The following is a 22,321-nucleotide window of genomic DNA, read 5'->3' as shown; positions in this document are numbered from 1 at the left end:
AGGTTTCGTCGGACGGAAGAGCAGAAACGCCGCTGCCGGCCAACCGGACGCCCCCACCCGGCACTCAATGATCGAGTGCTTGAAGAGTGCGCGGCGCAGGGCAGCGCACCGGAGTTAGCTTCGCTGAGGTGAGGACATGATGCTGTTCGACGATTTGAGAGATAACGAGTGGGCGCTGGTCGAGGGTCTGTTTTGCTCGGAACCCGCACGGAGTGAGCGGCGCGGCCGTCCCCGCGTGGAAGCCCGCTCGGTGGTAAACGCCGTGCTGTGGGTGCTGTCGACGGGTGAAGGCTGGTCGAAGCTGCCGGGCCGCTACCCGTCGCCGCCGACCTGCCGCCGCCGTTTCGACGAATGGCAGGCGGACGGCACGCTCGCCGAAATCGTGAAACGACTCGGCACGAGCGGCCGGCAGATCTCGCTGCGCGGACGCATCGGCGCAAGCGCCGCGAAGCCGCCCGCACCGCCGAGCCGCGACCGGCTGCGCGGCGCCTTCTGGACCAATCCGGAATCCTGGCGCGCGCCCGTCAAGATGGCGTAACGCATGCTCGATCGGGCGGCTTCGGCCGCCCGGTTGTTTTCTGCGACGCGACTTTTTCGCGACGCCTGCATTGCCGTTCATTACCGTTGTCGTGCCGCGATACATCTATTTACCAATATTTACAGCAAGCCTGCACTCCCACGCTTACCTTAGCGACATATCAACAGGCCGCGCCGACGGCTTGAAGGGAGCCCCGCCATGAAACCAATGTCACTGCTCGTCGCATGCGGCATTGTCGTTTCCATGGCGCTGACCGCCCCTGCCCACGCCGACGATCGCGCGAAGCCGCCCCATCGCCAGCAGGATCACCGGAACACCCTTCGCCAGCCACCGTCCGCAAATGCCTCCAGCCGGCAAACCGTGCCGCGCGGCGACCTGCGCGGCGACATCGCCAGCAACGCGCGGGCGCGCATCGGCTCGCAGCCGTCCGACGTGCCGCGTCATCCGTAGTCCCGCCAATTTCAGGAATTCGCCAAAGAAAATGCCCGCTTTCGGGAACTGCGCCGCATACGGCGAGTCACATCCGTTGCCATGAGCACAGCGTGGCAACAGCAAAAGTATCCGGTACGCCCGTATCCTCGCGATACGGGCTTTTTTTTTGCATCGCCGGCCTGCGCGACGATGCACGGGGCGGGATGGTGCGGGCGCTACAGGCGGCTTTCGAGAATCGCCACGGCGCTCGCTTCGCTCAATGCGTAGTCGTCCATACGGCGATCAGTCCAGGAAAGTAATTTCTCGTCGCGCTCGAGGCGCGAGAATTCGGCTCGACCACTGTCGGTCAGTATGGCGATGTCGACCGGAGCATGAAAACCCGGCGCGGGGGCAACGGTCTTCTGCCTGACCGTGTCCATCAACCCGAGCGAACGGAGATACTCGAACACGCCCGGGCGGCGTGCCCACGGTACCTGGCGGTACTGCACTCGTCTCAATGCGTCGAGCACCGCTTCGTTGGAATACGTGGCCATCTCGATTCTTTCTTAAAGTGCAGCGACAATGCGAAGCGGCGCGCCGGGCGGGGTTTCCGCCCGCCGAAACCGCCACCGATTCTGGAGGCCGACGTTCTTCGGCGTCGCGTCAGGGCCGGATCGTCAGCCGTCCATAAAAAGACACCTTACCCCAATCAAATTGATTCTGTTCGATTCATTTGTACTTCTCTTCATCTGTTTCATGCTCTGCCGCAAGCAGCGTCGAACCATTTCGATCGTCGCCGTTGCGCTGTTCTGGCTGCTTGCGACAGGCTGGCTCGCAGCGCCGCTGATCGCCTGGACCGAGGCCGGCGTCACGCCGGTCGAGCACCCGGACATGCACGGGCGGACCACGCTGATCCTCATCGGCGCCGGCACACGCCGCACCGACACGGGGCTGCAACCGCCACCCGACGGCGTCGCGCGCATCCATACGGTTGCCGCGCTCTATCGCACGTGTCTGCAGCGGGCCGAGCGCTGCACCGTGGTGATGTCGGGCGGCGACCCGCAGCATCACGGCGAAACCGAGGCGGCCGTATACGGGCGCCAACTCATGGCGGAAGGCGTTGCCTCCGCCGACCTCGTGCTCGAACCCAACAGCCGCACAACCTACGAAAATGCGAAATTCACTGCGTCTATACTACGCTCACAGTATGACGACGCACGCATTCTCGTCACGTCGTCGTACCAGATGCGCCGCGCCCTGCTCGATTTCCACCGTTTCGGCATCGATCCGCAGCCTGTTTATGCAAATCTCCGACGCGCGCAAACGGGCTGGCTGCCGCGCTGGCGCAATGTGGCCAACGCCGAACAGGCACTGCACGAGCTGGTCGGCATCGCACAATTCCACGTCTATCGATGGCTTGGATGGTTTTGAAGACAGCGCGAAAACGGGCGCGGAAACAAGCGCCCCGCCCCGGATGGCACGCGCGTGACGAAGTGCAAGAAGTGTTGCGCGACTTCAACGGGGCCTTGCATCGCGCCGCGATCCGGTGCACATTGATCCGTCACTTTTGTTACACTCGACACGCACTCGATTGCAGTCGCCAGACTCAACGGCAACACTCGGGTTCATCACCACTTAGCGGAGGTAAAGCAATGAAGAAGACGTCCCTGGCTATCCTGGTAGCGATGTCGGCGCTGACTGGCGCAGCGTATGCGCAAGAGAGCACGCAGATCCAGACCATCACCGATCCGGCCAAGATCGCCGAGATCGAGCAGCGCGCACAAGCGCTGCAACAGCAGCAAGCGGCCGAAGCCGCTCAGCCGGCGATGCAGGAAGAGCATCACCACGGCAAGAAGGCTGCTCATCACAAGGCAGGGGCGAAGAAGGCCGGCAAGAAGACTGCCAAGGCTGCAGACGCTGCCAGCCAGTAAGTTCGGCGGCACCGCACATGCGAAAAGCCGAATCCGGGCAACCGGGTTCGGCTTTTTTGGTTGCGGCGCCCGCGCGCTGTGCTAAAGTCGCGCACCGAAATTTTCCACCCGTGCGCACCCCGGTGCGGAGGACAGCATGAGCAACATTCAACTCGATATCGAGTGGACCGAAGCCGCCACTCGCCAGATCAAGCAACTGATGCCCCGCGGCTCGACCGACGCGTTCCTCGCGCTGCCGCCGATCGAGTGCCTGCCGATGGAGGGCGACGTGCTGTTCCTCGGCCCGCAAGGCAAGCAGCAACCGTTCATCGTGGCCGAGCGCCAGTATCACCATGACGGCGACGCCGACTGGACGATCATCCTGATCCTCGACGTCCCCAGCGCGTCGCACTGACGCGCCGCTGCGACCGGACACGTCCGGTCGCCCCCATCCGGCTCAGACGAGCTTCGACAGCACGCGGATTTCGGAACGTTCGATCCAGTCCGCGGCCGCTTCGCGATAAGCGAGGATGTGCGCAGAACGCGCATGGACGGCCAGCGCCTCCTCGCTCTCCCAACGCTCGACGAATACGAATCGCGCGGGCTCCCTCAGATCCCGATGCAGGTCGTACTGCAATGCGCCGGCTTCGTTGCGGGTCGGCTCGACGATCCCTTCGAGCGCAATGCGCAGCTTTTCCTCGGCGCCCGGCTTCGCCACGATCAGCGCCACGACTGCAATTTCCGCCATTCCCGCCTCCTTCATCCGAAAAAGTTCGAGAATACGCGAATCACGCATCGCGAATCACGCATCGCGAATCACGCATCGCGCATCGCGCATCGGCCGCGCAGATAAGACACGGCACGACGGCGGGCCGCCAAAAAAATAGCCCGCGCTTCAGAGAAGCGCGGGCGAAACCGTCGCCCTACGAGGATAGGCGACGGGGCCATCGAGATCCGCACGCTGGCGCGGATCGTCATCGGTTGCGCCGACGCATGTCGCGCCGGCATGTGAAGACGCCGATACCGTTGATCCGGCGCTCGCTGCGCACGCCCGGTATCTGACGTCATCCTCCCTGTTTCAACAATTCCAACATATAAAGCAGGTTGCGTGCCAGCCAACTCATGCCGATCATTTCGTTGATTTAAAAGGACATTTTTTAACGTCGGCGACAATGTGACAGGTGTTCTGCCGTCGTAACGCGCGGATGTTACGTAACGTCACGAGCAGGAACCGAACGACCCGGACACGCACATGCGCCGGCGAACGGCCATGAAAAAAGCCCGCCGAAAGGCGGGCTTTTTCAATGATGCGGAGAAGTGCCGGGATCAGCGAAGCTGATTCACGAGCAGCCCCATGATCTGGCGTGCCGCCGACGACGAGTCGATCCCGCCCGCATCGTCGACGATTGCAACGCGCGTCTGGTCGGCCGTCAGCGCCTTCACGTTGACACGGTACTGCTTCGCCTGCTTTTCCTTCTTGCCATGGAACAGCTGACTCCAGAAACCCTGCTCGGCCGAGGTCAGATCCTTCGGATCGACGTAGCGCACGAAATACAGGCCCTTCGTGCGATCGCGATCGTCGACCGTGAAGTTCGCGCGATCGAGCGCGAGGCCGACGTGCAGCCACGACCGGTCGTACGGCTCGCCGAGCGTGACTTCGGACGGCACGGCCGCGTCAGCGGCATCGTTGCCTTGCGCCGACGTACGCGTGACGTTCTGCGCCGCAATCGCTGCGGCAGCCTTCGACGATGCGTCGGCGTCGGCCTTCTTGTCCTTCGGTACCGTGTTGTCCTTGATGTTCGCGACCGGCGGCTCGCCGTTCTTCGCGCGCTGCTCGTTCTGTGCGAGCACGGCCATCAGCCGCTTCAGGTATTCGGTCTCGAGCGCCGGATCGTTCGGCTTCGGCTCCCACTTGCTCGAATCGTTGTTCGCGCCGGTGATCGCCTCGCGCATCCCCTTCTGGCTGATGAACACGTAGGTGCCGCCATTCGGCGCCGTATCGAGACGCGTGCGGTACTTGTTGCGCTCGGCCGTCACGTACGAATTGCCCATCGCCTTCGAGATCACGCTGCGGATCAGGCCGTCGTTGATCTGCGGATGGGTTTCGTTCCAGTCGGTTTCCATCACGCCCTTGTCGCGCTGGTCGACGACGAGCAGGAAGCCCTGCTCCTGCCAGAAACGGCGAACCTGCGGCCAGATCGCGGCCGGCTGCTTGCCGTCGATCACGAGCCAGCTTTCGGTGCCGTCACGCTGAATATGCATGCCGGCCACGGCCGGTGCGACGGTGTCCAGCGCAGGCGCTGCCTGCTGGACCTGCTGAAGCGCGGACAGGGAAGTCGCGCCGCCCTGGGGCGGCAGCGAACGCTGATCGGCCGTCTCGTCGAGCATGTTGGGCGGCACTGCGAGCGACGCTTCCTTCGATTTCGAATCGCTCTTGTAGTCCACTTTCGTGGGCGACGACGTACCGCAACCGGCGACGAGTACGCCGGTGGCGAGCACTGCAGCGAACCGCATGGTAAGACGAAGATCAGTCATGTTCGGGGAATCCTCTTCCGCTAAATCACGGCGCTTTCCGTGGATCAACCTTGCATTTTACCGGGGCCGCGCCACGATGTGCAAAAAAGCGACGGGCAAGAAAAAACCCGCGTCAGCTTGAGCTGACGCGGGTTCTTTGTCTGGTCGGGGCGAGAGGATTTGAACCTCCGACCACCTGCACCCCATGCAGGTACGCTACCAGGCTGCGCTACGCCCCGAAAGAAGAAAAGTATAACAGACACTTTTCAGATTTAGAATCGGGTCGCATGCATTTTGTGGATGTTCTTGTGAAATTTTTTGGCGTGACGGCAGGCGGACGCGCGAATGCCGACCATCGGCATCCGCATCGCACTCACCGCTTGCGCGCGACACACATGACCGTCAGGCCGGCGACGCGATTGAAGCGGAACATCGGCAATTCGACGCGGCAGATCGCCTTGAGCAAGCCATTGACGAACGGATGGTGGCGGCGCAATTGCGACGCAGGCTCGCGCGGATGCGCGCGCGCACGCTCTCCCAGCCGCAATGCGGCCGCAAGCGGAAACGTCAGGCCGAAATAATAAGCGCCGTGCTCGACGTCGAGCCCCGCACGCCGGACTACCTCCTCGAGGCCGCCGAGCGTATACCTGCGCTTGTGCTCGAGGAAATCGTCGTGGCCGCTCCAGAGAAACTGGAACGCGGGAACCGTGATCAGGAACCGGCTGCCGGAAGGCGCCCCCTTCACATACTGCGTCAGCAGCCCGACATCGTCGTCGACATGCTCGAGCACGTCCATCAGCAACACGAGATCGGCATCGAATCGATCGACGGACCGCCGAAAGTGAATGGGCTTGCCGGCCGTCTCACCATCGCTGTCGTCGGCGTAGCTCGTATCGACACACCATGCTTCCGTCGCCTGCGTGCGTTCGAGCAGATGCTTCGAGAAAAAGCCGGAGCCCGCACCGACGTCGAGAATCCGGTTCGCGCCCGACGCGCCGAGGAACCGGCGGATTGCGCTCGCCTTCGACGCGTAGTACCAGTGATCGCCCACCCCCGAACCCAGTACGTCGACTTCCTTGAGATCCATGGCGTTTCCCCGTGATGGCTACCGTGTTGTGATCGAACCAGCCACTGACGCCGATCTTACCTCGCCATCGCCGCCGATCGTATCCGTCGATGCCCGGCTCGCACCGACAATCCGCATGCACCCCTAGTCGAAAAAGACGATGGCCGCTTCGCCGCAAATCGCTACCGTGCGCTTAGCCGGCGCGAGATTGGCGTGCGCGGCGCGCCGTCCGACTGCATGCCGATCGATCCGGCCCGTCCGGCTTTGCCGCGTCGAGCGGGAAGCAGGGTGCGGCTCCGGTCGCCGCCGCGGTCGCGGCTTCTTGTCACCCTCTTCGACACAGGGCATCGAATGCATCAGAAAAACGAAATTTCCCGTCGACAGTTTCTCCGGCTGAGCGCCGGCACGATAGGCGTAGCGCTGGGGAGCGCCTCGTTTCTATCGGCATGCGGAGGCGACTCGATGTCGGTCGCACCGGTCGCGACACCGCGACTGGCTTCCGCGTCGAACTTTCGCGACACGGCCGGACCGGACGGAACCGGCTACGTGACGACCGGCGGCGCAAAGATGAAGAAAGGCGTGATCTATCGCTCGTCCGCGCTCGCCTTGTCCGCCGCCGATGTCGCGACCGTCGGGACGCTCGGCATCCGGCAGATCTGCGACCTGCGCACGCCGGCCGAGATCAAGACGCAACCGGATGTGACACTCGCCGGCGCCGCCTGGCAAAACCTCAACGTGCTCGGCGCCGCCAGCATCGATCCGCTCCCCACCAGCGGCGCAACCGCGACCGCTTTCATGCTGAGCATGTACCGCGCATTCGTGACGTCGGATACCGCGCATGCAAGCTATCACGCGCTGTTCAGCGGCTTCGCCGGCACCGGCGAAAACCTGGTGTTCCACTGCACGGCCGGCAAGGATCGCACCGGCTGGGCGACCGCCATTCTGCACACGATCCTCGGTATCCCGCAGCAAACGATCGTCGACGACTACCTGCTGACCAACACCTACAGCGCAGCCGATATCGCCGCTTCCGTCGCCCATGCCCAACAAGCCGGCGGGCAAAATGCGGCGGACATGATGACCGCGCTCCAGGGCGCCCATGCCGACTATCTGCAGGCGGCATTCGATCAGGTCGCCGCGTCGTACGGCTCAATGGCGTCGTATATCGAGAGCGGCCTGCAGCTCGACCAGGCCACGCAGAACGCGATCCGGCAGCGCATGCTGGTGTAACCGGCCGCCACGCCGCGCATCCGGTGAAATCCGCGCCGGCCAAGGCCGGCCGCGGGTTTCACCGCCGCCTCGAATGACGCGGGCCGGTGCCCCCGCACAAACCAAACGACCGTTTGAACCGGCCGTCCGTCCCTCCCGAATCCATTGTCCCGCAGCCCGCCGGCACGCCCCGCCTAGGCGTCCGTTGTTTGGTAACGCCGCTCTAGCGCGCTATGACACACTGCACGGCATCGACGCTCGCGCCGTGCAGTGGCACGCGCCGCCGTCGATCACGACAAGACATGGAGACAGACGATGCGGAATGCGGTCCGGCGCGGCCATCGCTCGCCTTTGGCAATTTTCAACTGGTTTTCCGGCCTGCGGCGCACGCCCGGTCCGGTGTCGCACTCGCCATCCCGCGTGTTCGGCTGCGGCGCACTGGCGCTCGCGCTGCTCTGCGCAGGCTGTGCGGAATCGGCCGCGCAGCGCGACGGCAACCCGCCGGCCGCGTCGACGAAGATCGAACGCACCAAGGCCGAACGCCTCGCACGCGAGCAGCAGGTCGCGCGCACCGTGCCGTCGCTCGCATCGATCAGCCTCACGCAACCGCGCCCGTTCACGCTGCGCGACTCCGGCCAGAACGGTGCGATGACGTTCCTGCGCGACGTCGATTTCCGCATCGTCAACAACCTCGGCTTCTTCATCCATCAGCTGTCGGCCACGCTCGTGCCGACGCAGGCCGGCGCGCCCATCGTATTCGACGATCCGACGAGCTTCCAGATCGACGTGCACGAAGGCACGGTCACGCTCGACAACGCGAAGCTGACCGCCCTCTTCAACACCTACATCTTCGGCTACCGCAACGCGCCGCTGCGCAAGCTGGCCGTCTCGGCCGGCGACGGCGTGATCCACCTGCAAGGCGAGATGCAGCGCGACGGCTGGGTGCCGTTCTCGCTGACCGGCACGCTCACGATCCGCGACGGCAGCCAGCTCGTGTTCCACCCGACCGGCGTGCGCGTGTCGGGCATCAACGCGCAGCCGGTGATGCGCGCGGCCAACGTGAAAATGGCCGACCTGCTGAAGGTCCAGACGCCGATCGCGCAGCTCGCCGGCGACGATCTCGTGATGGCGGTCGACAAGCTGATGCCGCCGCCGCGCCTGAAGCTCACGATCACAGCGCTGCGCGTAACGCCGGCCGGCCTCGACCTGAAGCTCGACGACGGTACGCATGCCGGCTTCGCGATGCCCGCGAACGCGCCGCAGCAGGCGATGTACATCCGCGGCGGCGACGTGAAGTTCATGCGCTCGATGCCGATGAACGCGGACATCCTGATCGGTCCGGTCGATCCGTCGAAGCGCGACCAGACGTTCGTGTTCGGCCTGTATCACTATCGCGACCAGGTGTCGGCCGGCTACTTCAATTTCGACGAAAGCGGCGCGATGGCGATCCGGATGCCTTCGTACACGGGCCCGGCCAGCGGCGCACTGCTCGGCAATGCGGGGGCGCGCCTGAACGACAGCTTCCTCGCCGCGCAGCAGACGGCGCTGCGCGACGTGCGCCAGCACTGGGAAGCCTACGCGCTCGCGGCGGACGCCGTGCGACCCGGCATGCAGAAGGTCGCGATGCGGCGCACGTCGACCACCCCGTTCAACGAACGGCACGTGTCGAACCGCAATCCGACGATCCATCTGCGCAACGTCGACTTCAACCTGTCCGGCGATATCGGCTTTCATGTCGAGGATCTCGACGTCGAACTCGTGTCGAAGCGGCCCGGCGAGCCCGTCGATCTCGACGATCCGAACCAGTACGACATCCGCATACTCGGCGGCACGGTCGTTGAGTCGTGGAAGGCGATGTCGGCACTGTTCAACAACTACCTGCTCGACTACTCGCCGCGCTCACTGAACGATCTGCAACTGAGCGCGGATGGCCCTAACCTGCGCGTCCAGGGCGGCATCAAGCTGTGGAATCACGTGCCGGGGGTCTGGCTGCCGACCGACATGAAGGGCTCGCTGACGGTGCTCGACGACCGCCACCTCGCGTTCAAGCCGTCGCAGGTGGCGGTGCTCGGCATTCCGCAGGCGAAGCTCTTGCGCTCGCTCGGCATCGAGCTCGCGTCGCTGACGCCGCTGCAGCGGCGCGGCGCGGAACTGCGCGGTGACACGCTCGTGCTCGACCAGTACACCGTGTTCCCGCCGCCGATGCTGAACGGCAAGCTCGGGCAGGCGACGGTCGAACGCGACGGACTGCGCCTCACGTTCCGGCGCGCGGCGGGCGCGCCCGCAACGAAGCCGCCGCAGATCGATGCACCGAGCTACATGTGGATGGAAGGCGGCGACATGAAGATGTTCAACGTGCTCGAACTGAACGTGCGCGCACTGATCCGGAATACGGCCGAGGCCGGCCCGATGCGTTTCGACCTGTACGGCTACCGCAGCCAGGTCGCGCAAGGCTCGGTGCGGATGCTGCCGGACGGCACGCTGGTCGTCGACATGGGACAGAAGAATCCGCTCGCGTCGCGCTGATCACCGTGTGCGGCCCGCATGAAAAAAGCCCGGTGGCGCACTGCCAACCGGGCTTTTCCATGCATCTCGTTCGCGCTGCGCGCTCAGTCGTGCTTCAGTCCGTCGAGCACGTCGAGCAACGCCTGCCGCAACGCAATGACGTCGACGGTTGTGCCCGGCTTGCCCGGCACACGCGTATCGACGGCAGCCTGCCCGTCGGGCTCGACCCGCTCTGCCGCGGCCCGCTGGCCACCCGGCGAATCGAGCCGGTTGCGCGCACCGTTGATCGTGAACCCCTGCTCGTACAACAACTCGCGAATCCGCCGGATCAGCAGGACCTCGTGATGCTGGTAATACCGGCGATTGCCGCGCCGCTTCACCGGCCGCAGCTGAGTGAATTCCTGTTCCCAGTAACGCAGCACATGCGGCTTGACCCCGCACAGTTCGCTGACTTCACCGATCGTGAAGTAGCGCTTCGCGGGAATCGGAGGCAAGACGACTTTCTCAACCGTAGTGGTCATCGTCGGTTAACCGTCGGTAAAGGGTGCGCGGCGGCCGCGCGGGGGCATCAGCGCGAGGAGCTTACTCCGTGCCGTTTTCGACCAGTGCCTTCAGTTTCTGGCTCGCGTGGAAGGTTACCACCCGGCGGGCCGCGATCGGAATCGCCTCGCCCGTCTTCGGATTGCGGCCCGGACGCTGCGGCTTGTCGCGCAACTGGAAGTTGCCGAAGCCCGACAGCTTGACGCTTTCGCCATTCTCGAGCGCGTCGCGGATCACCTCGAAAAACGCCTCGACCATGTCCTTCGCTTCACGCTTGTTCAGCCCGACGCTGTCGAACAGCAGCTCCGCCAGCTCCGCCTTCGTCAGCGTGGGCGTCTCGGTGGACGCCGGCGCCGAAGCGTCGCGGTTCATGGCGCTGCGTTGCGCCGTCAGGAGGGCTTCGAATTCACTCGAGGTCATGTCGTTCATATCTGCCATACAGCGCGTTGAATCAAAACTTACGATGGGGAAAAGCCGCCCGCGAACGGGCGGATCCTCTCCTTAGCCGCGCAGGCGCGCACCAGCACGAGCCATCCGCTCGACCAGCGTCTGGATCGCCTGATCGACGACCTCGTCCTGTAGCGTGCCAGCCGCATCCTGCAGCGTCACGCGGAAGGCAAGGCTCTTCTCGTTCGCGGCAAGACCACCGGAAGTATTTGATTTTGCACGAAATTCGTCGAAGAGTACAACCTTCTGAACGAATCGGCAGGCCTCTTCGGCAAGCGCCTTCTTCATTTCGTCGAAAAGTGCCTGAACCTCGACCGCCTGATCGACGACAACGGCGATATCGCGACGCACCGGCGGGAATTTCGACACGTCGGCCGGTGCCGGCAGCGCACGCGCGATCAGCGCGTCCGCGTCGATTTCGAACATCACCGGTGCGTGCGGCAGCTCGTACTTCTGCATCAGGCGCGGATGCAGTTCGCCGATCCAGCCGACCGCACGGCCATCGACCTCGACGCGTGCGCTGCGGCCCGGATGAAGGGCCGGATGCTCAGCCTTCACGAAGCGTGCGGCCGCCGGCGCAAGCAGCGCCTCGAGATCGCCCTTCACGTCGAAGAAATCGACCGCTCGGGTGGCGACACCCCACTGCTCGTCGACTGCCGGACCGTACGCCAGCGCGCCGACACGCTTCGGCTGCGCATGACCTTCGACCGCCAGTTCGCCGGCCTTCACCGACGAATCCGTGAGGAACACGCGGCCCGATTCGAACACGCGCACGCGATCGGCGCGGCGATTGAGGTTGTGGCGCAGCACGGCGATCAGGCTGCCGAACAGCGTCGTGCGCATCACCGAAAGCTGGCTCGCGATCGGGTTCAGCAGCCGGATCGGGTTGTCGTTGCCCGCGAAATCGCGCTCCCACTCCGCATCGACGAAGCTGAAGTTGACGGTTTCCGCGTAGTCGCGCGCAGCAAGCGCGTGACGGATGTCGTGGATCGAGCGCCGCGTCTCGTTGGTCGCGCGCATTTCGCTCGTCGCGACCGGCGGACGCGCCGGGATCTTTTCGAAACCGTAGATGCGCGCCACTTCCTCGATCAGGTCTTCCTCGATCTCGATGTCGAAGCGGTGCGACGGCGGCGTGACGAGGAATGCGTCGTCTTCACGCTCGAACGGCAGGCCGAGGCGCGTGAAGATGCTGGCGATCTCGTCGGCGCCGATCTTCACGCCGATGATGCGGTTCGCGCGCGACACGCGCATCTTCACCGGCGCACGCTGCGGCAGGTTCACCGACTGATCGTCGACCGGGCCTGCCTTGCCGCCGCAGATCTCGAGAATCAGTTGCGTGATGCGCTCGACGTGCTCGACGGTCGTCGCGTAGTCGACGCCGCGCTCGAAGCGATGCGCCGCATCGGTCGAGAAGTTGTACTTGCGCGCGCGGCCGCGGATGCTGTCCGGCCACCAGAACGCAGCTTCGAGATAGATGTTGGTCGTGTCGAGCGTGACGGCCGTGCTGTCGCCGCCCATGATGCCGGCCAGGCTCTCGACCTGGCGGTCATCCGAAATCACGCCGACCGTTTCGTCGAGTTCGACCGTGTTGCCGTTGAGCAGCTTCAGCGATTCGCCGCGCTTGCCCCAGCGCACCTCGATGCCGCCGTGGATCTTGTCGAGATCGAACACGTGCGACGGGCGGCCGAGCTCGAACATCACGTAGTTCGAGATGTCGACGAGCGCGGACACGCTGCGCTGGCCCGAACGCTCGAGGCGCTCGACCATCCACTGCGGCGTCTTCGCGTGCGCGTTCACGCCGCGGATCACGCGACCCGAGAAACGGCCGCACAGATCCGGCGCGGCGATGCGCACCGGCAACGTTTCGTCGAGCTCGACGCGCACCGGACGGATGTCGACCGGCGTCAGCGGCGCGCCGGTGATCGCGGCCGTCTCGCGCGCGATACCGAACACGGACAGGCAGTCGGCCTTGTTCGGCGTCAGCTTGATTTCGAAGACCGTGTCGTCGAGATTGAGCGTCTCGCGGATGTCCTGGCCGACCGGCGTGGCTTCCGGCAGGATCAGCAGGCCGCTGTGATCCTCGGACAGCTTCAGCTCGCGCGCCGAGCACAGCATCCCCTGGCTCTCCACGCCGCGCAGCTTCGACAGCTTGATCGCGAACGGCTTGCCGCCCTCTTCCGCCGGCGGCAGTTCCGCACCGACCAGCGCGACCGGCACCTTGATGCCGGGCGCCACGTTCGGCGCACCGCAGACGATGTTCAGCGTCGCGCCGGTACCGGCGTCGACCTGGCAGACATTGAGCTTGTCCGCATCCGGATGCTTGACGACTTCGAGCACGCGGCCAACGACGATCTTCGACGTCGGCGGCGCAGCCTTGCTCAGCGATTCGACTTCGAGCCCCGCCATCGTCAGCGCGTGCGACAGTTCGTCGGTCGTCAGCTGCGGGTCGACAAAGGTTCTCAACCAGGATTCAGGGAATTGCATGGATGTCTACGTTCGAAACAGGTTAGATCGACGCCCGGGCCCCGTCGGATCGTCCGTCGGGGCGTGCGCGGGCACAGGTCGGCGCGGCGAGCGGCGTTATGCGAACTGGCGCAGGAAACGCAGATCGTTCTCGAAGAACAGCCGGAGATCCTGGACGCCGTAGCGCAGCATCGTCAGACGCTCGAGGCCACTGCCGAACGCGAAGCCGATATAGCGCTCGGGATCGAGGCCCATGTTGCGAATCACGGTCGGATGCACCTGCCCCGAGCCGGAGATCTCGAGCCACTTGCCCGCGTTCTTGCCTTGCTCGAACATCATGTCGATCTCGGCCGACGGTTCCGTGAACGGGAAATACGACGGACGGAAGCGCACGAGGATGTCGTCGCGCTCGAAGAATTTTTTCAGGAAGTCGGTATAGACGCCCTTGAGGTCGGCGAAGCTGATGTTTTCGTCGATCCACAGCCCCTCGACCTGATTGAACATCGGCGAGTGGGTCGCATCGCTGTCGACGCGATACGTGCGGCCCGGCGCGATCACCTTGATCGGCGGACGGTTCATGCGCGCATAACGCACCTGCATCGGGCTCGTGTGCGTGCGCAGCAGCAGCTGGCGGCCGTCGGCATCCTTGCCTTCGACGTAGAAGGTGTCCTGCATCGAACGCGCCGGATGGTTCTCCGGGCTGTTCAGCGACGTGAAGTTGTACCAGTCCGTCTCGATTTCGGGGCCGTCGGCCACATCGAAACCGATCGAGCCGAAAATCTGTTCGACCCGCTCCCACGTGCGCATCACGGGGTGCAGGCTGCCTGCGCCGGCGCCGCGGCCCGGCAGCGTCACGTCGATCGCTTCGGCAGTGAGGCGCTGATTCAGCAGCGCGTCGGCCAGTGCCTGGCGACGGGCGGTCAGCGCGGCTTCAACCTGCTGCTTCACGACGTTGATGCGTGCGCCTTCGGTCTTGCGCGTTTCGGGATCGAGCTTGCCGAGGCCCTTCAGCAACTCGGTCAGCGCACCCGACTTGCCGAGAAATCGTGCTTTCTCGTTTTCGAGCGTGGTGATGTCGGCAGCCTGTTCGAAGGACTGCTGCGCGTCGGCGACAATCTGGTCCAGATCCATAGATCCCATCATTTCCAACGTCATTCGGTCTTGGCGAGCGAAACTGCTCCACCAAACAAAAAAGGGGCTCGGAAGAGCCCCGTTTTCGCTGCAGCGGCCGAGACTACCGGAACATCGCTGCAACTAACCACGCAGTGCTAATTTCGCAATTAGGCTGCAACGGCGGCTTTCACCTGCTTGACGATCGCAGCAAAAGCAGCCTTGTCGAACACCGCCATGTCAGCCAGCACCTTACGGTCGAGTTCGATCGACGCCTTCTTCAGGCCGTTGATGAACACGCTGTAGGTCATGTCGTGCTGACGAACTGCCGCGTTGATACGCGTGATCCACAGTGCGCGGAACACACGCTTCTTGTTGCGGCGGTCGCGGTACGCGTACTGACCAGCGCGCATCACCGCTTGCTTGGCGATGCGGTAGACGTTATTGCGGCGGCCGCGATAACCCTTGGCCAGGTTGATGATCTTCTTGTGGCGGGCCCGTGCGGTTACCCCACGTTTGACTCGAGGCATGTTTCTCTCCTTAGAGTATCAGTTGAGGGGTTACGCGAACGGCAGCATCGCGCGGACGGAGTTCAGATCGGAATCATGAACTGCCGTTGCGCCGCGCAGGTGACGCTTGTTCTTCGTGGTTTTCTTGGTCAGGATGTGGCGCTTGAAGGCTTGACCGCGCTTGACGGTACCGCCCGGACGCACCACGAAGCGCTTTGCAGCGCTCTTCTTGGTCTTCATCTTAGGCATGACGAACAACTCCAGTTTATTAGATGGCGATGGGTGTGCGGTTGGCTTGCGCCCTTGACCCGCCCTTCGAAACCCAGTCCACTTGTGTACGGCGTGCCGCTTGCGCAGCCGCCGTCATTGTTGGCGCGCCGCCCTGACCGGGCAACGCGCCGAACCACTGTCGAACCAGCGCGCAACGCGCGCGGGCCCGTTACTTCTTTTTCTTCGGCGAGAGCACCATGATCATCTGGCGCCCTTCCATCTTCGGCATCTGCTCGACCTGGCCGACTTCCTCGAGATCCGTGCGCAGACGCTCAAGCATCCGCATACCGATCTCCTGGTGAGCCATTTCACGGCCGCGGAAACGCAACGTGATCTTCGTCTTGTCGCCCTCTTCGAGGAAGCGCACGAGGTTGCGGAGCTTGACGTTGTAGTCACCGTCATCGGTACCCGGGCGGAACTTGACTTCCTTGACCTGGATGACCTTCTGCTTCAGCTTCGCTTCGTGCTGCTTCTTCGATTCCTGGTACTTGAACTTGCCGTAATCCATCAGACGGCAAACCGGGGGAACCGCTTGCGGCGCGATTTCCACCAGGTCAACATCCAGTTCTTCCGATTTACGGAAAGCATCAGCGAGTTTTACGATACCGAGCGGTTCGTTCTCGATCCCGACCAGGCGCACTTCCGGCGCAGTGATTTCACCGTTGATGCGGTGCGACGACTTATCAGTAGCGATGTTACGTTTCCTCTAAAAATTAAAAAAACGAGCCGCGCTGCCAGGGCGGTTACTTGAACGAGCGCAGGTCTTCCTGCAGACGCTCAACGAAGGCTTCGACCGGCATTACGCCAAGATCGACGCCGCCACGGGCACGCACGGCTACCGTTTGCGCATCACGCTCCTTATCGCCCACGACGAGGAGATAAGGCACCTTTTCCAGCGTGTGCTCGCGTATTTTATAGCTAATCTTCTCGTTGCGCAAATCGGCCGCCACTCTAACCCCTTGTTTTTGCAACGTTTGGGCCAGAGAGTGCGCATATTCGGCCTGACTTTCGGCGATATTCAGCACAATTGCCTGGAACGGCGCGAGCCAGGCGGGCATTGCACCAGCATGGTGCTCGATCAAAATGCCGAGGAATCGCTCCATCGAACCGACGATTGCGCGGTGCAGCATCACCGGCCGGCGGCGGCTGTTGTCCTCCGCCACGTACTCGGCGCCGAGGCGCTCCGGCAGCACCATGTCGAGCTGCAGCGTGCCGCACTGCCACGAACGGCCGAGCGCATCCTTGATGTGGTACTCGATCTTCGGGCCGTAGAACGCGCCTTCGCCCGGCAGCTCTTCCCACGTGAGGCCGCAGGCCGTCAGTGCGTCGCGCAGGCCCTGCTCCGCGCGATCCCACGTCTCGTCGGTGCCCGCGCGCTGCTCCGGACGCAACGACAGCTTGATGTCGATGTGATCGAAACCGAAATCCTTGTACACGCTCATCGCCAGCGTGTTGAACGCGATCGATTCCGAGATGAACTGGTCTTCCGTACAGAAGATGTGCGCATCGTCCTGCACGAAGCCGCGCACGCGCATCAGGCCGTGCAGCGCGCCCGACGCCTCATTGCGGTGACACGAGCCGAACTCCGCGTAACGCAGCGGCAGATCGCGGTACGAACGCAGACCATGCTTGAACACCTGGACGTGGCCCGGGCAGTTCATCGGCTTGATCGCGTAGTCGCGCTTCTCCGACTCCGTCGTGAACATGTTCTCGCGGTAGTTCTGCCAGTGGCCCGACGCTTCCCACAGCGACCGGTCCATGATCATCGGCGTCTTGATCTCGAGGTAGCCGGCGTCGTTCACGCGGCGGCGCATGTACTGCTCGACCTGCTGCCACAGCGCCCAGCCCTTCGGATGCCAGAACACCATGCCCGGCGACTCTTCCTGCATGTGGAACAGGTCGAGCTGCTTGCCGAGCTTGCGGTGGTCGCGCTTTTCCGCTTCCTCGAGCATGTGCAGGTACTGGTCCTGGTCTTCCTTCTTGGTCCAGGCCGTGCCGTAGATGCGCTGCAGCTGCTCGTTCTTCGAATCGCCGCGCCAGTACGCACCCGCGACCTTCATCAGCTTGAAGACCTTCAGCTTGCCGGTGGACGGCACGTGCGGGCCGCGGCACAGGTCGGTAAAGCCGCCGTGCGAGTACAGCTTGATTTCGTCGCTTTGCGGAATCGATTCGATGATCTCGGCCTTGTACTTCTCGCCAATGCTGCGGAAGTAACCGGCCGCCTCGTCGCGCGACACGACGCGGCGCGTGACGGGCTCGTCCTTCTTCACGATCTCCTGCATGCGCTTTTCGATCTTTTCCAGATCTTCGGGCGTAAACGGGCGGTTGTACGAGAAGTCGTAATAGAAGCCGTTGTCGATCACCGGGCCGATCGTCACCTGCGCATCCGGGTACAGTTCCTTCACCGCGTAGGCGAGCAAGTGCGCCGTCGAGTGACGGATGATGTCGAGACCGTCGGCATCCTTGTCCGTGATGATCGCGAGCGATGCGTCGCGGTCGATCACCGTCGACGCGTCAACGAGCTCGCCATCGAGCTTGCCACCAAGCGCAGCCTTTGCAAGGCCGGGACCGATCGAGGCTGCAACCTCGGCAACTGTCACCGGATGCTCGTATTGTCGAACTGAGCCGTCAGGCAAGCGTATCGAAACCATAGCAATCTCCGTGATGCCGACAGTGGGCGGCAGACCAGGTACGCGGAATGAAAATCACGCGTGAAAATTTCGCGACAAAAAAAATGCGGCCCCGCTTTCGAGGGGCCGCATTCGATACTTCACTCAAACTGAAAGGGCGAAAACGTTCCTCGACTAGCGTCGCTCCGAAGTAGTTTCGGTCAACGTTCGCGGTGTCATAACCGTATTCGCCTTGTTCGCGTTGAGTAATTTACTGCATCGAACACCCGGAGGCCGGGCATTCTCAATTCGTTGGTAGGCTCGATTGGACTCGAACCAACGACCCCCACCATGTCAAGGTGGTGCTCTAACCAGCTGAGCTACGAGCCTAGAGAAGCTAAGATTATATGGAGCTGCTACAGGTTTGGCAAGCGTTTTTATGCGGTCGCAGCAAAATAATGGGGCGCCAACCCCATCATGACTTCCGCCCCGCCCGCACCACTCCCTGCACCTCGCCGAGCAGCGTGCACGCGCGCTGCACCTGCGCCGAATTCGACACCTCGACCGTGAACTGCATGAATGCCGCATTGCGGCGGCTCTGCGTCTTCACGCCCACGACGTTCATCTTTTCGCGCGCGAACACTTCGGAGATGTCGCGCAGCAACCCTTGCCGATCGCTCGCCTCGATCATCAGGTCGACCGGATAGACGGACGCACCGCGCCCGCCCAGCACGTCGGCCGACCAGGTCGTCTGCAGCACGCGCTCCGGCGCGCGCTCGACCATCCGGCGGAACGTCGGGCAGTCGGTGCGGTGAATCGACATCCCCTTGCCGCGCGTGACGAAACCGCTGATCGGATCGGGCGGCGCCGGACGGCAGCAGCGCGCGAGCTGGGTCAGCAGCGCGTCGACGCCCACCACCAGCACACCGGTGGACGCGCCGTGCGCCACGCTTGCACCGCTGCTGCGCTTCTCGAAATCGGCTGGCGCCTCGGGCGCCGGTTCCGGCGGCGGCGCATCGGACAGTGCGTGCTCGACGTTGCGCAGGCTGAACTCTTCCTTGCCGACGACCGAAAACAGCTCCTCGGGCGACTTGAAGCCGAGCTTCGCGGCGAGGTTGTCCAGGCTGACCGACGTCTTGCCTTCGCGCTGCAACGTCTTTTCGACGAGCGCCCGGCCGTGCGCGACGTTTTCTTCCTGTTCGATCGAGTTGAACCACGCACGCACCTTCTGCCGCGCGCGCGGGCTCTTCATGTAGCCGAGCTGCACGTTCAGCCAGTCGCGCGACGGTCCGCCCTCCTTCACCGCGACGATCTCGACCGTCTGGCCGTTCGCGAGCGACGTGTTCAGCGGCACCATCACGCCGTCGACACGTGCGCCACGACAACGGTGGCCAAGCTCGCTGTGCAGGTGGTACGCGAAATCGACCGGCGTCGCGCCCTGCGGCAGCGCAATCACGCGCGCCTGCGGCGTCAGCACGTAGATGTGGTCGTCGTCGAGCGACGTCTCGCGCAATTGCGCCCACGCCTGGTCGCCCGACACCTCGGTGCCGTCCTCGACGTCGTCCTTCCACGCCAGCAACTGGCGCAGCCACGCGATCTTCTCGTCGTACTTGTCGCTTGCCGAGAACTGGCCGCCGTAACCGCGCGCGCCGGCCTCCTTGTAGCGCCAGTGGGCGGCCACGCCGTACTCGGCGAAACGATGCATCTCCTGCGTGCGGATCTGCACCTCGAACGCACGACCGTCGTCACCGATCACGACCGTATGCAGCGACTTGTAGCCGTTCGGCTTCGGCCGCGAGATGTAGTCGTCGAATTCCTTCGGCACCGGCTGCCACAGGTGATGCACGATGCCGAGCACCGCGTAGCAATCCTTGATGTCCGGCACGATCACGCGAAACGCGCGCACGTCGTACAGCTCGGAGAAATCCAGTTCCTTGCCGCGCATCTTGCGCCAGATGCTGTAGATATGCTTCGGCCGGCCGCTCACGTCGGCCTGGATGTTCGCTTCCGCCAGCTCGTGCTGCAGCCGCCCGATCGCCTGCGTGACGTATGCCTCGCGCTCGATGCGCTTCTCGTCGAGCAGCTTCGCGATCCGCTTGTAGGTGACGGGATCCTCGAAGCGGAACGCGAGATCCTCGAGCTCCCACTTCAGTTGCCAGATACCGAGACGGTTCGCGAGCGGCGCATAGATCTCGAGCGTCTCGCGCGCAACGTCGGGCGGCGGGTCGATCTTCATGGCCGCGTAGTAGCGCAGCGACTGCAACCGCGACGCGAGCCGGATCAACACCACGCGGATGTCCTGCGCGAACGCGAGCAGCATCTTGCGCAGCGCCTCGATCTGCGTGCGCCGCTCCTCCGCCGCGTCGCGCCCGGCGTCGGGCACGGCATTCTGCGCGGCACGCAGGCTGACCGTGCCGAGCCTCAGCAGCTTGCGCACGTCGGACACGAGCCGCGCCACTTCTTCGCCGAAACGCTCGGTGAGCTCACGCTCCGGATTGCTCAGGTGCGGCGTCAGCACGAACAGCGCGGCGGCCTGCATCGCGGACGGATCGACGTTCAGCGTACGCATGATCGCCGCGGTGCCCGCCGAGTGATCGGCGAGCAGCTCACCGGACGACAGGCGCGCGTCGCCGGCCCGCTCGCGCACGAACGCGAGCACGTCGTCGAACGACGGCGCAGCGACGGGGGAAGCGGAAACGAACTCGGTCATTGCACGGCCTGGCGGAATACGGTCATCGTCGGGTAACGCCCAGTTCAGCTCCGCTGCGCGGCGACCACCACGATTTCGACGAGCAGCGCCGGATCCGCGAGCTTCGCCTCGACGGTCGCGCGCGGCGGCGTGTTGCCCTGCGCGACCCATGCGTCCCATTCCGCATTCATGCCGTCGAAGTTCGCCAGATCCGAGATGTAGATCTGCACCGACAGCAAATGCGCCTTGTCGCTGTTCGCTTCGGCGAGCAGGCGATCGATGTGGCCGAGCACTTCGCGCGTCTGGCCCTTGATGTCCTGCGTGGTGTCTTCGGCGATCTGGCCGGCCAGATACACGGTACCGTTGTGGATCGCGGTTTCGGAGAGACGGGCCCCGACGTGGTGACGAATGACTGCCATGGAATGTTCCGGTCGTGAATGGGTAAGGAAATCGGACGGCAGCACGGCCCGCGTGCCGCCGAACCGCATATTATGACGCGTTTATGCGTCGCCTTCGACGAAAAACCGCCGTGCGAGCGCAATCTGGTCGGCGCTGACGAATGCCGGCGCGTGGCCGGCACCCGGAATCTCCGCGTGCGTCACATGCCGGCCGCGACGCACCATGTCGGCCACCGTCTCGCGCGACAGCAAGTCGGACGTCTCGCCGCGCACGACGAGCAGCGACGCCTCCGTCGTCTCGATGGCATGCCACAGCGCGGCCTCGCCAAGCGCGGCCAGTTCGGGCGTTGTCGCCTTGAACGGCTCGGCGATGCGCGGATCGTAGCGCATCGTCCAGCCGCCTTCCGGCAGCTCGCGCAGCAACGGCCCGTTGATCTCGCGCCACTCGTCGGCACTCAGCGCGCCGAACGGCAACGACAGCGACGTCAGATAGTCGATGGCCTCCTGCTCGGTGTCGAAGCGCGGCTGCACGCCGAGATATTCGCCGATGCGCGTCAGCGAATCGGGCTCGATGCGCGGACCGACGTCGTTGACGATCATCCGGCGCAGCGGCGAACCGGGCAGCCCCGCGAGCGCCATGCCGATCAGGCCGCCCATCGACGTGCCGAACCAGTCGACCGATTCGACGTCGAGCCGTGCGATCAGCGTCACCATGTCGGCCACGTACTGCGGAATCGCATAGAGCCGCGGATCGGCCAGCCGGTCAGACCGGCCACGTCCGGCGACATCGGGGCAGACGACGCGATACGTATCGGACAGCGCGGCGGCGAGCCGGTCGAAATCACGCCCCGAACGCGTCAGGCCATGCACGCAGACCAGCACACGCGGATTGGCGGGATCGCCCCACTCGGTATAGGCGATGCGATGAAGGCCGGCGGCACTCGCACACTGCACGCGCCGCTGGCGGGGAACCGGAGGATTCGCTGGGGTCGTTGGCATCGTTGGCATCCTGTCGAGAACGGGGGGCGACGCGCGGGGCAACGCTTGCGACGCCCGATGCCAACGATTGTAAACCGCTTCCGTCGCACGGGTCGGCTCATCGGGCCCCGAACCGGCATCCCGCCGAGGCGCAA

General features: G+C 64.1%; 21 protein-coding genes, 2 tRNA genes and 1 pseudogene. 7 read left to right on the top strand and 17 right to left on the bottom strand.

The features are described from left to right. Positions 1-139: 139 nt before the first annotated feature. A pseudogene (locus OHZ10_RS07525) lies at positions 140-535 on the top strand (transposase); the annotation flags it as partial. Between the two features lie 201 nt (positions 536-736). After that, complete coding sequence (locus tag OHZ10_RS07520) at positions 737-988, top strand: hypothetical protein (protein ID WP_059234694.1); 252 nt, start codon at positions 737-739, stop codon at positions 986-988. 197 nt (positions 989-1,185) lie between these two features. On the opposite strand, the gene OHZ10_RS07515 is transcribed toward OHZ10_RS07520, so the two are convergent. Then, on the bottom strand, positions 1,186-1,503 hold the full coding sequence (locus OHZ10_RS07515; RefSeq protein WP_059234696.1) for a hypothetical protein: 318 nt from the start codon (positions 1,501-1,503) through the stop codon (positions 1,186-1,188). Between the two features lie 160 nt (positions 1,504-1,663). On the opposite strand from OHZ10_RS07515, the gene OHZ10_RS07510 reads away from it, so the two are divergent. The 3 genes from OHZ10_RS07510 (at position 1,664) to OHZ10_RS07500 (ending at position 3,274) form a co-directional block, all read left to right on the top strand. Then, entirely contained in the window at positions 1,664-2,380 is a 717-nt protein-coding gene (locus OHZ10_RS07510; protein ID WP_059234698.1) for a YdcF family protein, read from the top strand. Between the two features lie 221 nt (positions 2,381-2,601). After that, positions 2,602-2,880, top strand: coding sequence for a hypothetical protein (locus OHZ10_RS07505; RefSeq protein ID WP_059234700.1), 279 nt, complete (start codon positions 2,602-2,604; stop codon positions 2,878-2,880). A 136-nt stretch (positions 2,881-3,016) separates the two neighbouring features. Further along, positions 3,017-3,274, top strand: a complete 258-nt coding sequence (locus tag OHZ10_RS07500; protein WP_059234702.1) for a hypothetical protein — start codon at positions 3,017-3,019, stop codon at positions 3,272-3,274. A gap of 42 nt (positions 3,275-3,316) precedes the next feature. On the opposite strand, the gene OHZ10_RS07495 is transcribed toward OHZ10_RS07500, so the two are convergent. The 4 genes from OHZ10_RS07495 to OHZ10_RS07480 all read right to left on the bottom strand — a co-directional run bounded on the left by OHZ10_RS07495 (position 3,317) and on the right by OHZ10_RS07480 (position 6,460). Continuing rightward, positions 3,317-3,607 (bottom strand): putative quinol monooxygenase, encoded by a 291-nt coding sequence (locus tag OHZ10_RS07495; RefSeq protein WP_059236805.1) that lies wholly within the window; start codon positions 3,605-3,607, stop codon positions 3,317-3,319. Between the two features lie 578 nt (positions 3,608-4,185). Beyond that, the gene (gene bamC, locus OHZ10_RS07490) at positions 4,186-5,394 is read right to left on the bottom strand and encodes an outer membrane protein assembly factor BamC (RefSeq protein ID WP_059234704.1); all 1,209 of its coding nucleotides are present in this window, start codon (positions 5,392-5,394) and stop codon (positions 4,186-4,188) included. Between the two features lie 141 nt (positions 5,395-5,535). Then, positions 5,536-5,612: transfer RNA gene (locus OHZ10_RS07485), tRNA-Pro, on the bottom strand. Between the two features lie 134 nt (positions 5,613-5,746). Beyond that, a complete protein-coding gene (locus tag OHZ10_RS07480; protein WP_059234707.1) occupies positions 5,747-6,460 on the bottom strand; it encodes a class I SAM-dependent methyltransferase in 714 nt (237 codons plus the stop codon). 216 nt (positions 6,461-6,676) lie between these two features. On the opposite strand from OHZ10_RS07480, the gene OHZ10_RS07475 reads away from it, so the two are divergent. Both OHZ10_RS07475 and OHZ10_RS07470 read left to right on the top strand, forming a co-directional pair. Further along, positions 6,677-7,669: a tyrosine-protein phosphatase gene (locus tag OHZ10_RS07475; protein WP_226196594.1), complete on the top strand. Its 993-nt coding sequence runs from the start codon at positions 6,677-6,679 to the stop codon at positions 7,667-7,669. A gap of 294 nt (positions 7,670-7,963) precedes the next feature. After that, positions 7,964-10,174, top strand: a complete 2,211-nt coding sequence (locus OHZ10_RS07470) for a hypothetical protein (protein WP_342704163.1) — start codon at positions 7,964-7,966, stop codon at positions 10,172-10,174. A gap of 83 nt (positions 10,175-10,257) precedes the next feature. Here the strand turns inward: OHZ10_RS07470 and OHZ10_RS07465 are convergent, their stop codons facing one another. The 12 genes from OHZ10_RS07465 to OHZ10_RS07410 form a co-directional block, all read right to left on the bottom strand. Beyond that, positions 10,258-10,674 carry a MerR family transcriptional regulator gene (locus OHZ10_RS07465; protein WP_059234711.1) on the bottom strand — a complete coding sequence of 139 codons (417 nt, stop codon included), beginning with the start codon at positions 10,672-10,674 and terminating at the stop codon, positions 10,258-10,260. A gap of 61 nt (positions 10,675-10,735) precedes the next feature. Beyond that, positions 10,736-11,122 (bottom strand): integration host factor subunit alpha, encoded by a 387-nt coding sequence (locus OHZ10_RS07460; RefSeq protein WP_046545481.1) that lies wholly within the window; start codon positions 11,120-11,122, stop codon positions 10,736-10,738. Between the two features lie 72 nt (positions 11,123-11,194). Beyond that, the gene (gene pheT, locus OHZ10_RS07455; protein WP_342704161.1) at positions 11,195-13,624 is read right to left on the bottom strand and encodes a phenylalanine--tRNA ligase subunit beta; all 2,430 of its coding nucleotides are present in this window, start codon (positions 13,622-13,624) and stop codon (positions 11,195-11,197) included. Positions 13,625-13,720: 96 nt separating this feature from the next. Continuing rightward, positions 13,721-14,734 (bottom strand): phenylalanine--tRNA ligase subunit alpha, encoded by a 1,014-nt coding sequence (gene pheS / locus OHZ10_RS07450; RefSeq protein ID WP_059234715.1) that lies wholly within the window; start codon positions 14,732-14,734, stop codon positions 13,721-13,723. Positions 14,735-14,883: 149 nt separating this feature from the next. Beyond that, positions 14,884-15,243 carry a 50S ribosomal protein L20 gene (gene rplT, locus OHZ10_RS07445; protein WP_004192938.1) on the bottom strand — a complete coding sequence of 120 codons (360 nt, stop codon included), beginning with the start codon at positions 15,241-15,243 and terminating at the stop codon, positions 14,884-14,886. A gap of 30 nt (positions 15,244-15,273) precedes the next feature. Further along, a complete protein-coding gene (rpmI, locus tag OHZ10_RS07440; RefSeq protein WP_004191477.1) occupies positions 15,274-15,471 on the bottom strand; it encodes a 50S ribosomal protein L35 in 198 nt (65 codons plus the stop codon). 190 nt (positions 15,472-15,661) lie between these two features. Continuing rightward, complete coding sequence (infC, locus tag OHZ10_RS07435) at positions 15,662-16,186, bottom strand: translation initiation factor IF-3 (RefSeq protein WP_071734130.1); 525 nt, start codon at positions 16,184-16,186, stop codon at positions 15,662-15,664. Between the two features lie 49 nt (positions 16,187-16,235). Further along, positions 16,236-18,143, bottom strand: a complete 1,908-nt coding sequence (gene thrS, locus OHZ10_RS07430) for a threonine--tRNA ligase (protein ID WP_340624057.1) — start codon at positions 18,141-18,143, stop codon at positions 16,236-16,238. 271 nt (positions 18,144-18,414) lie between these two features. Next, positions 18,415-18,491, bottom strand: a tRNA-Val gene (locus OHZ10_RS07425). 85 nt (positions 18,492-18,576) lie between these two features. Continuing rightward, complete coding sequence (locus OHZ10_RS07420; protein WP_342704157.1) at positions 18,577-20,811, bottom strand: bifunctional (p)ppGpp synthetase/guanosine-3',5'-bis(diphosphate) 3'-pyrophosphohydrolase; 2,235 nt, start codon at positions 20,809-20,811, stop codon at positions 18,577-18,579. A 44-nt stretch (positions 20,812-20,855) separates the two neighbouring features. Then, a complete protein-coding gene (locus tag OHZ10_RS07415; RefSeq protein ID WP_021162422.1) occupies positions 20,856-21,209 on the bottom strand; it encodes a RidA family protein in 354 nt (117 codons plus the stop codon). An 81-nt stretch (positions 21,210-21,290) separates the two neighbouring features. Then, a complete protein-coding gene (locus OHZ10_RS07410; protein ID WP_059234722.1) occupies positions 21,291-22,187 on the bottom strand; it encodes an alpha/beta fold hydrolase in 897 nt (298 codons plus the stop codon). Positions 22,188-22,321 lie beyond the last annotated feature (134 nt).

It is taken from the genome of Burkholderia arboris (genome assembly GCF_038723655.1).
Lineage (GTDB): Bacteria > Pseudomonadota > Gammaproteobacteria > Burkholderiales > Burkholderiaceae > Burkholderia > Burkholderia arboris.
This window is presented reverse-complemented; position numbering and strand designations above follow the sequence as displayed.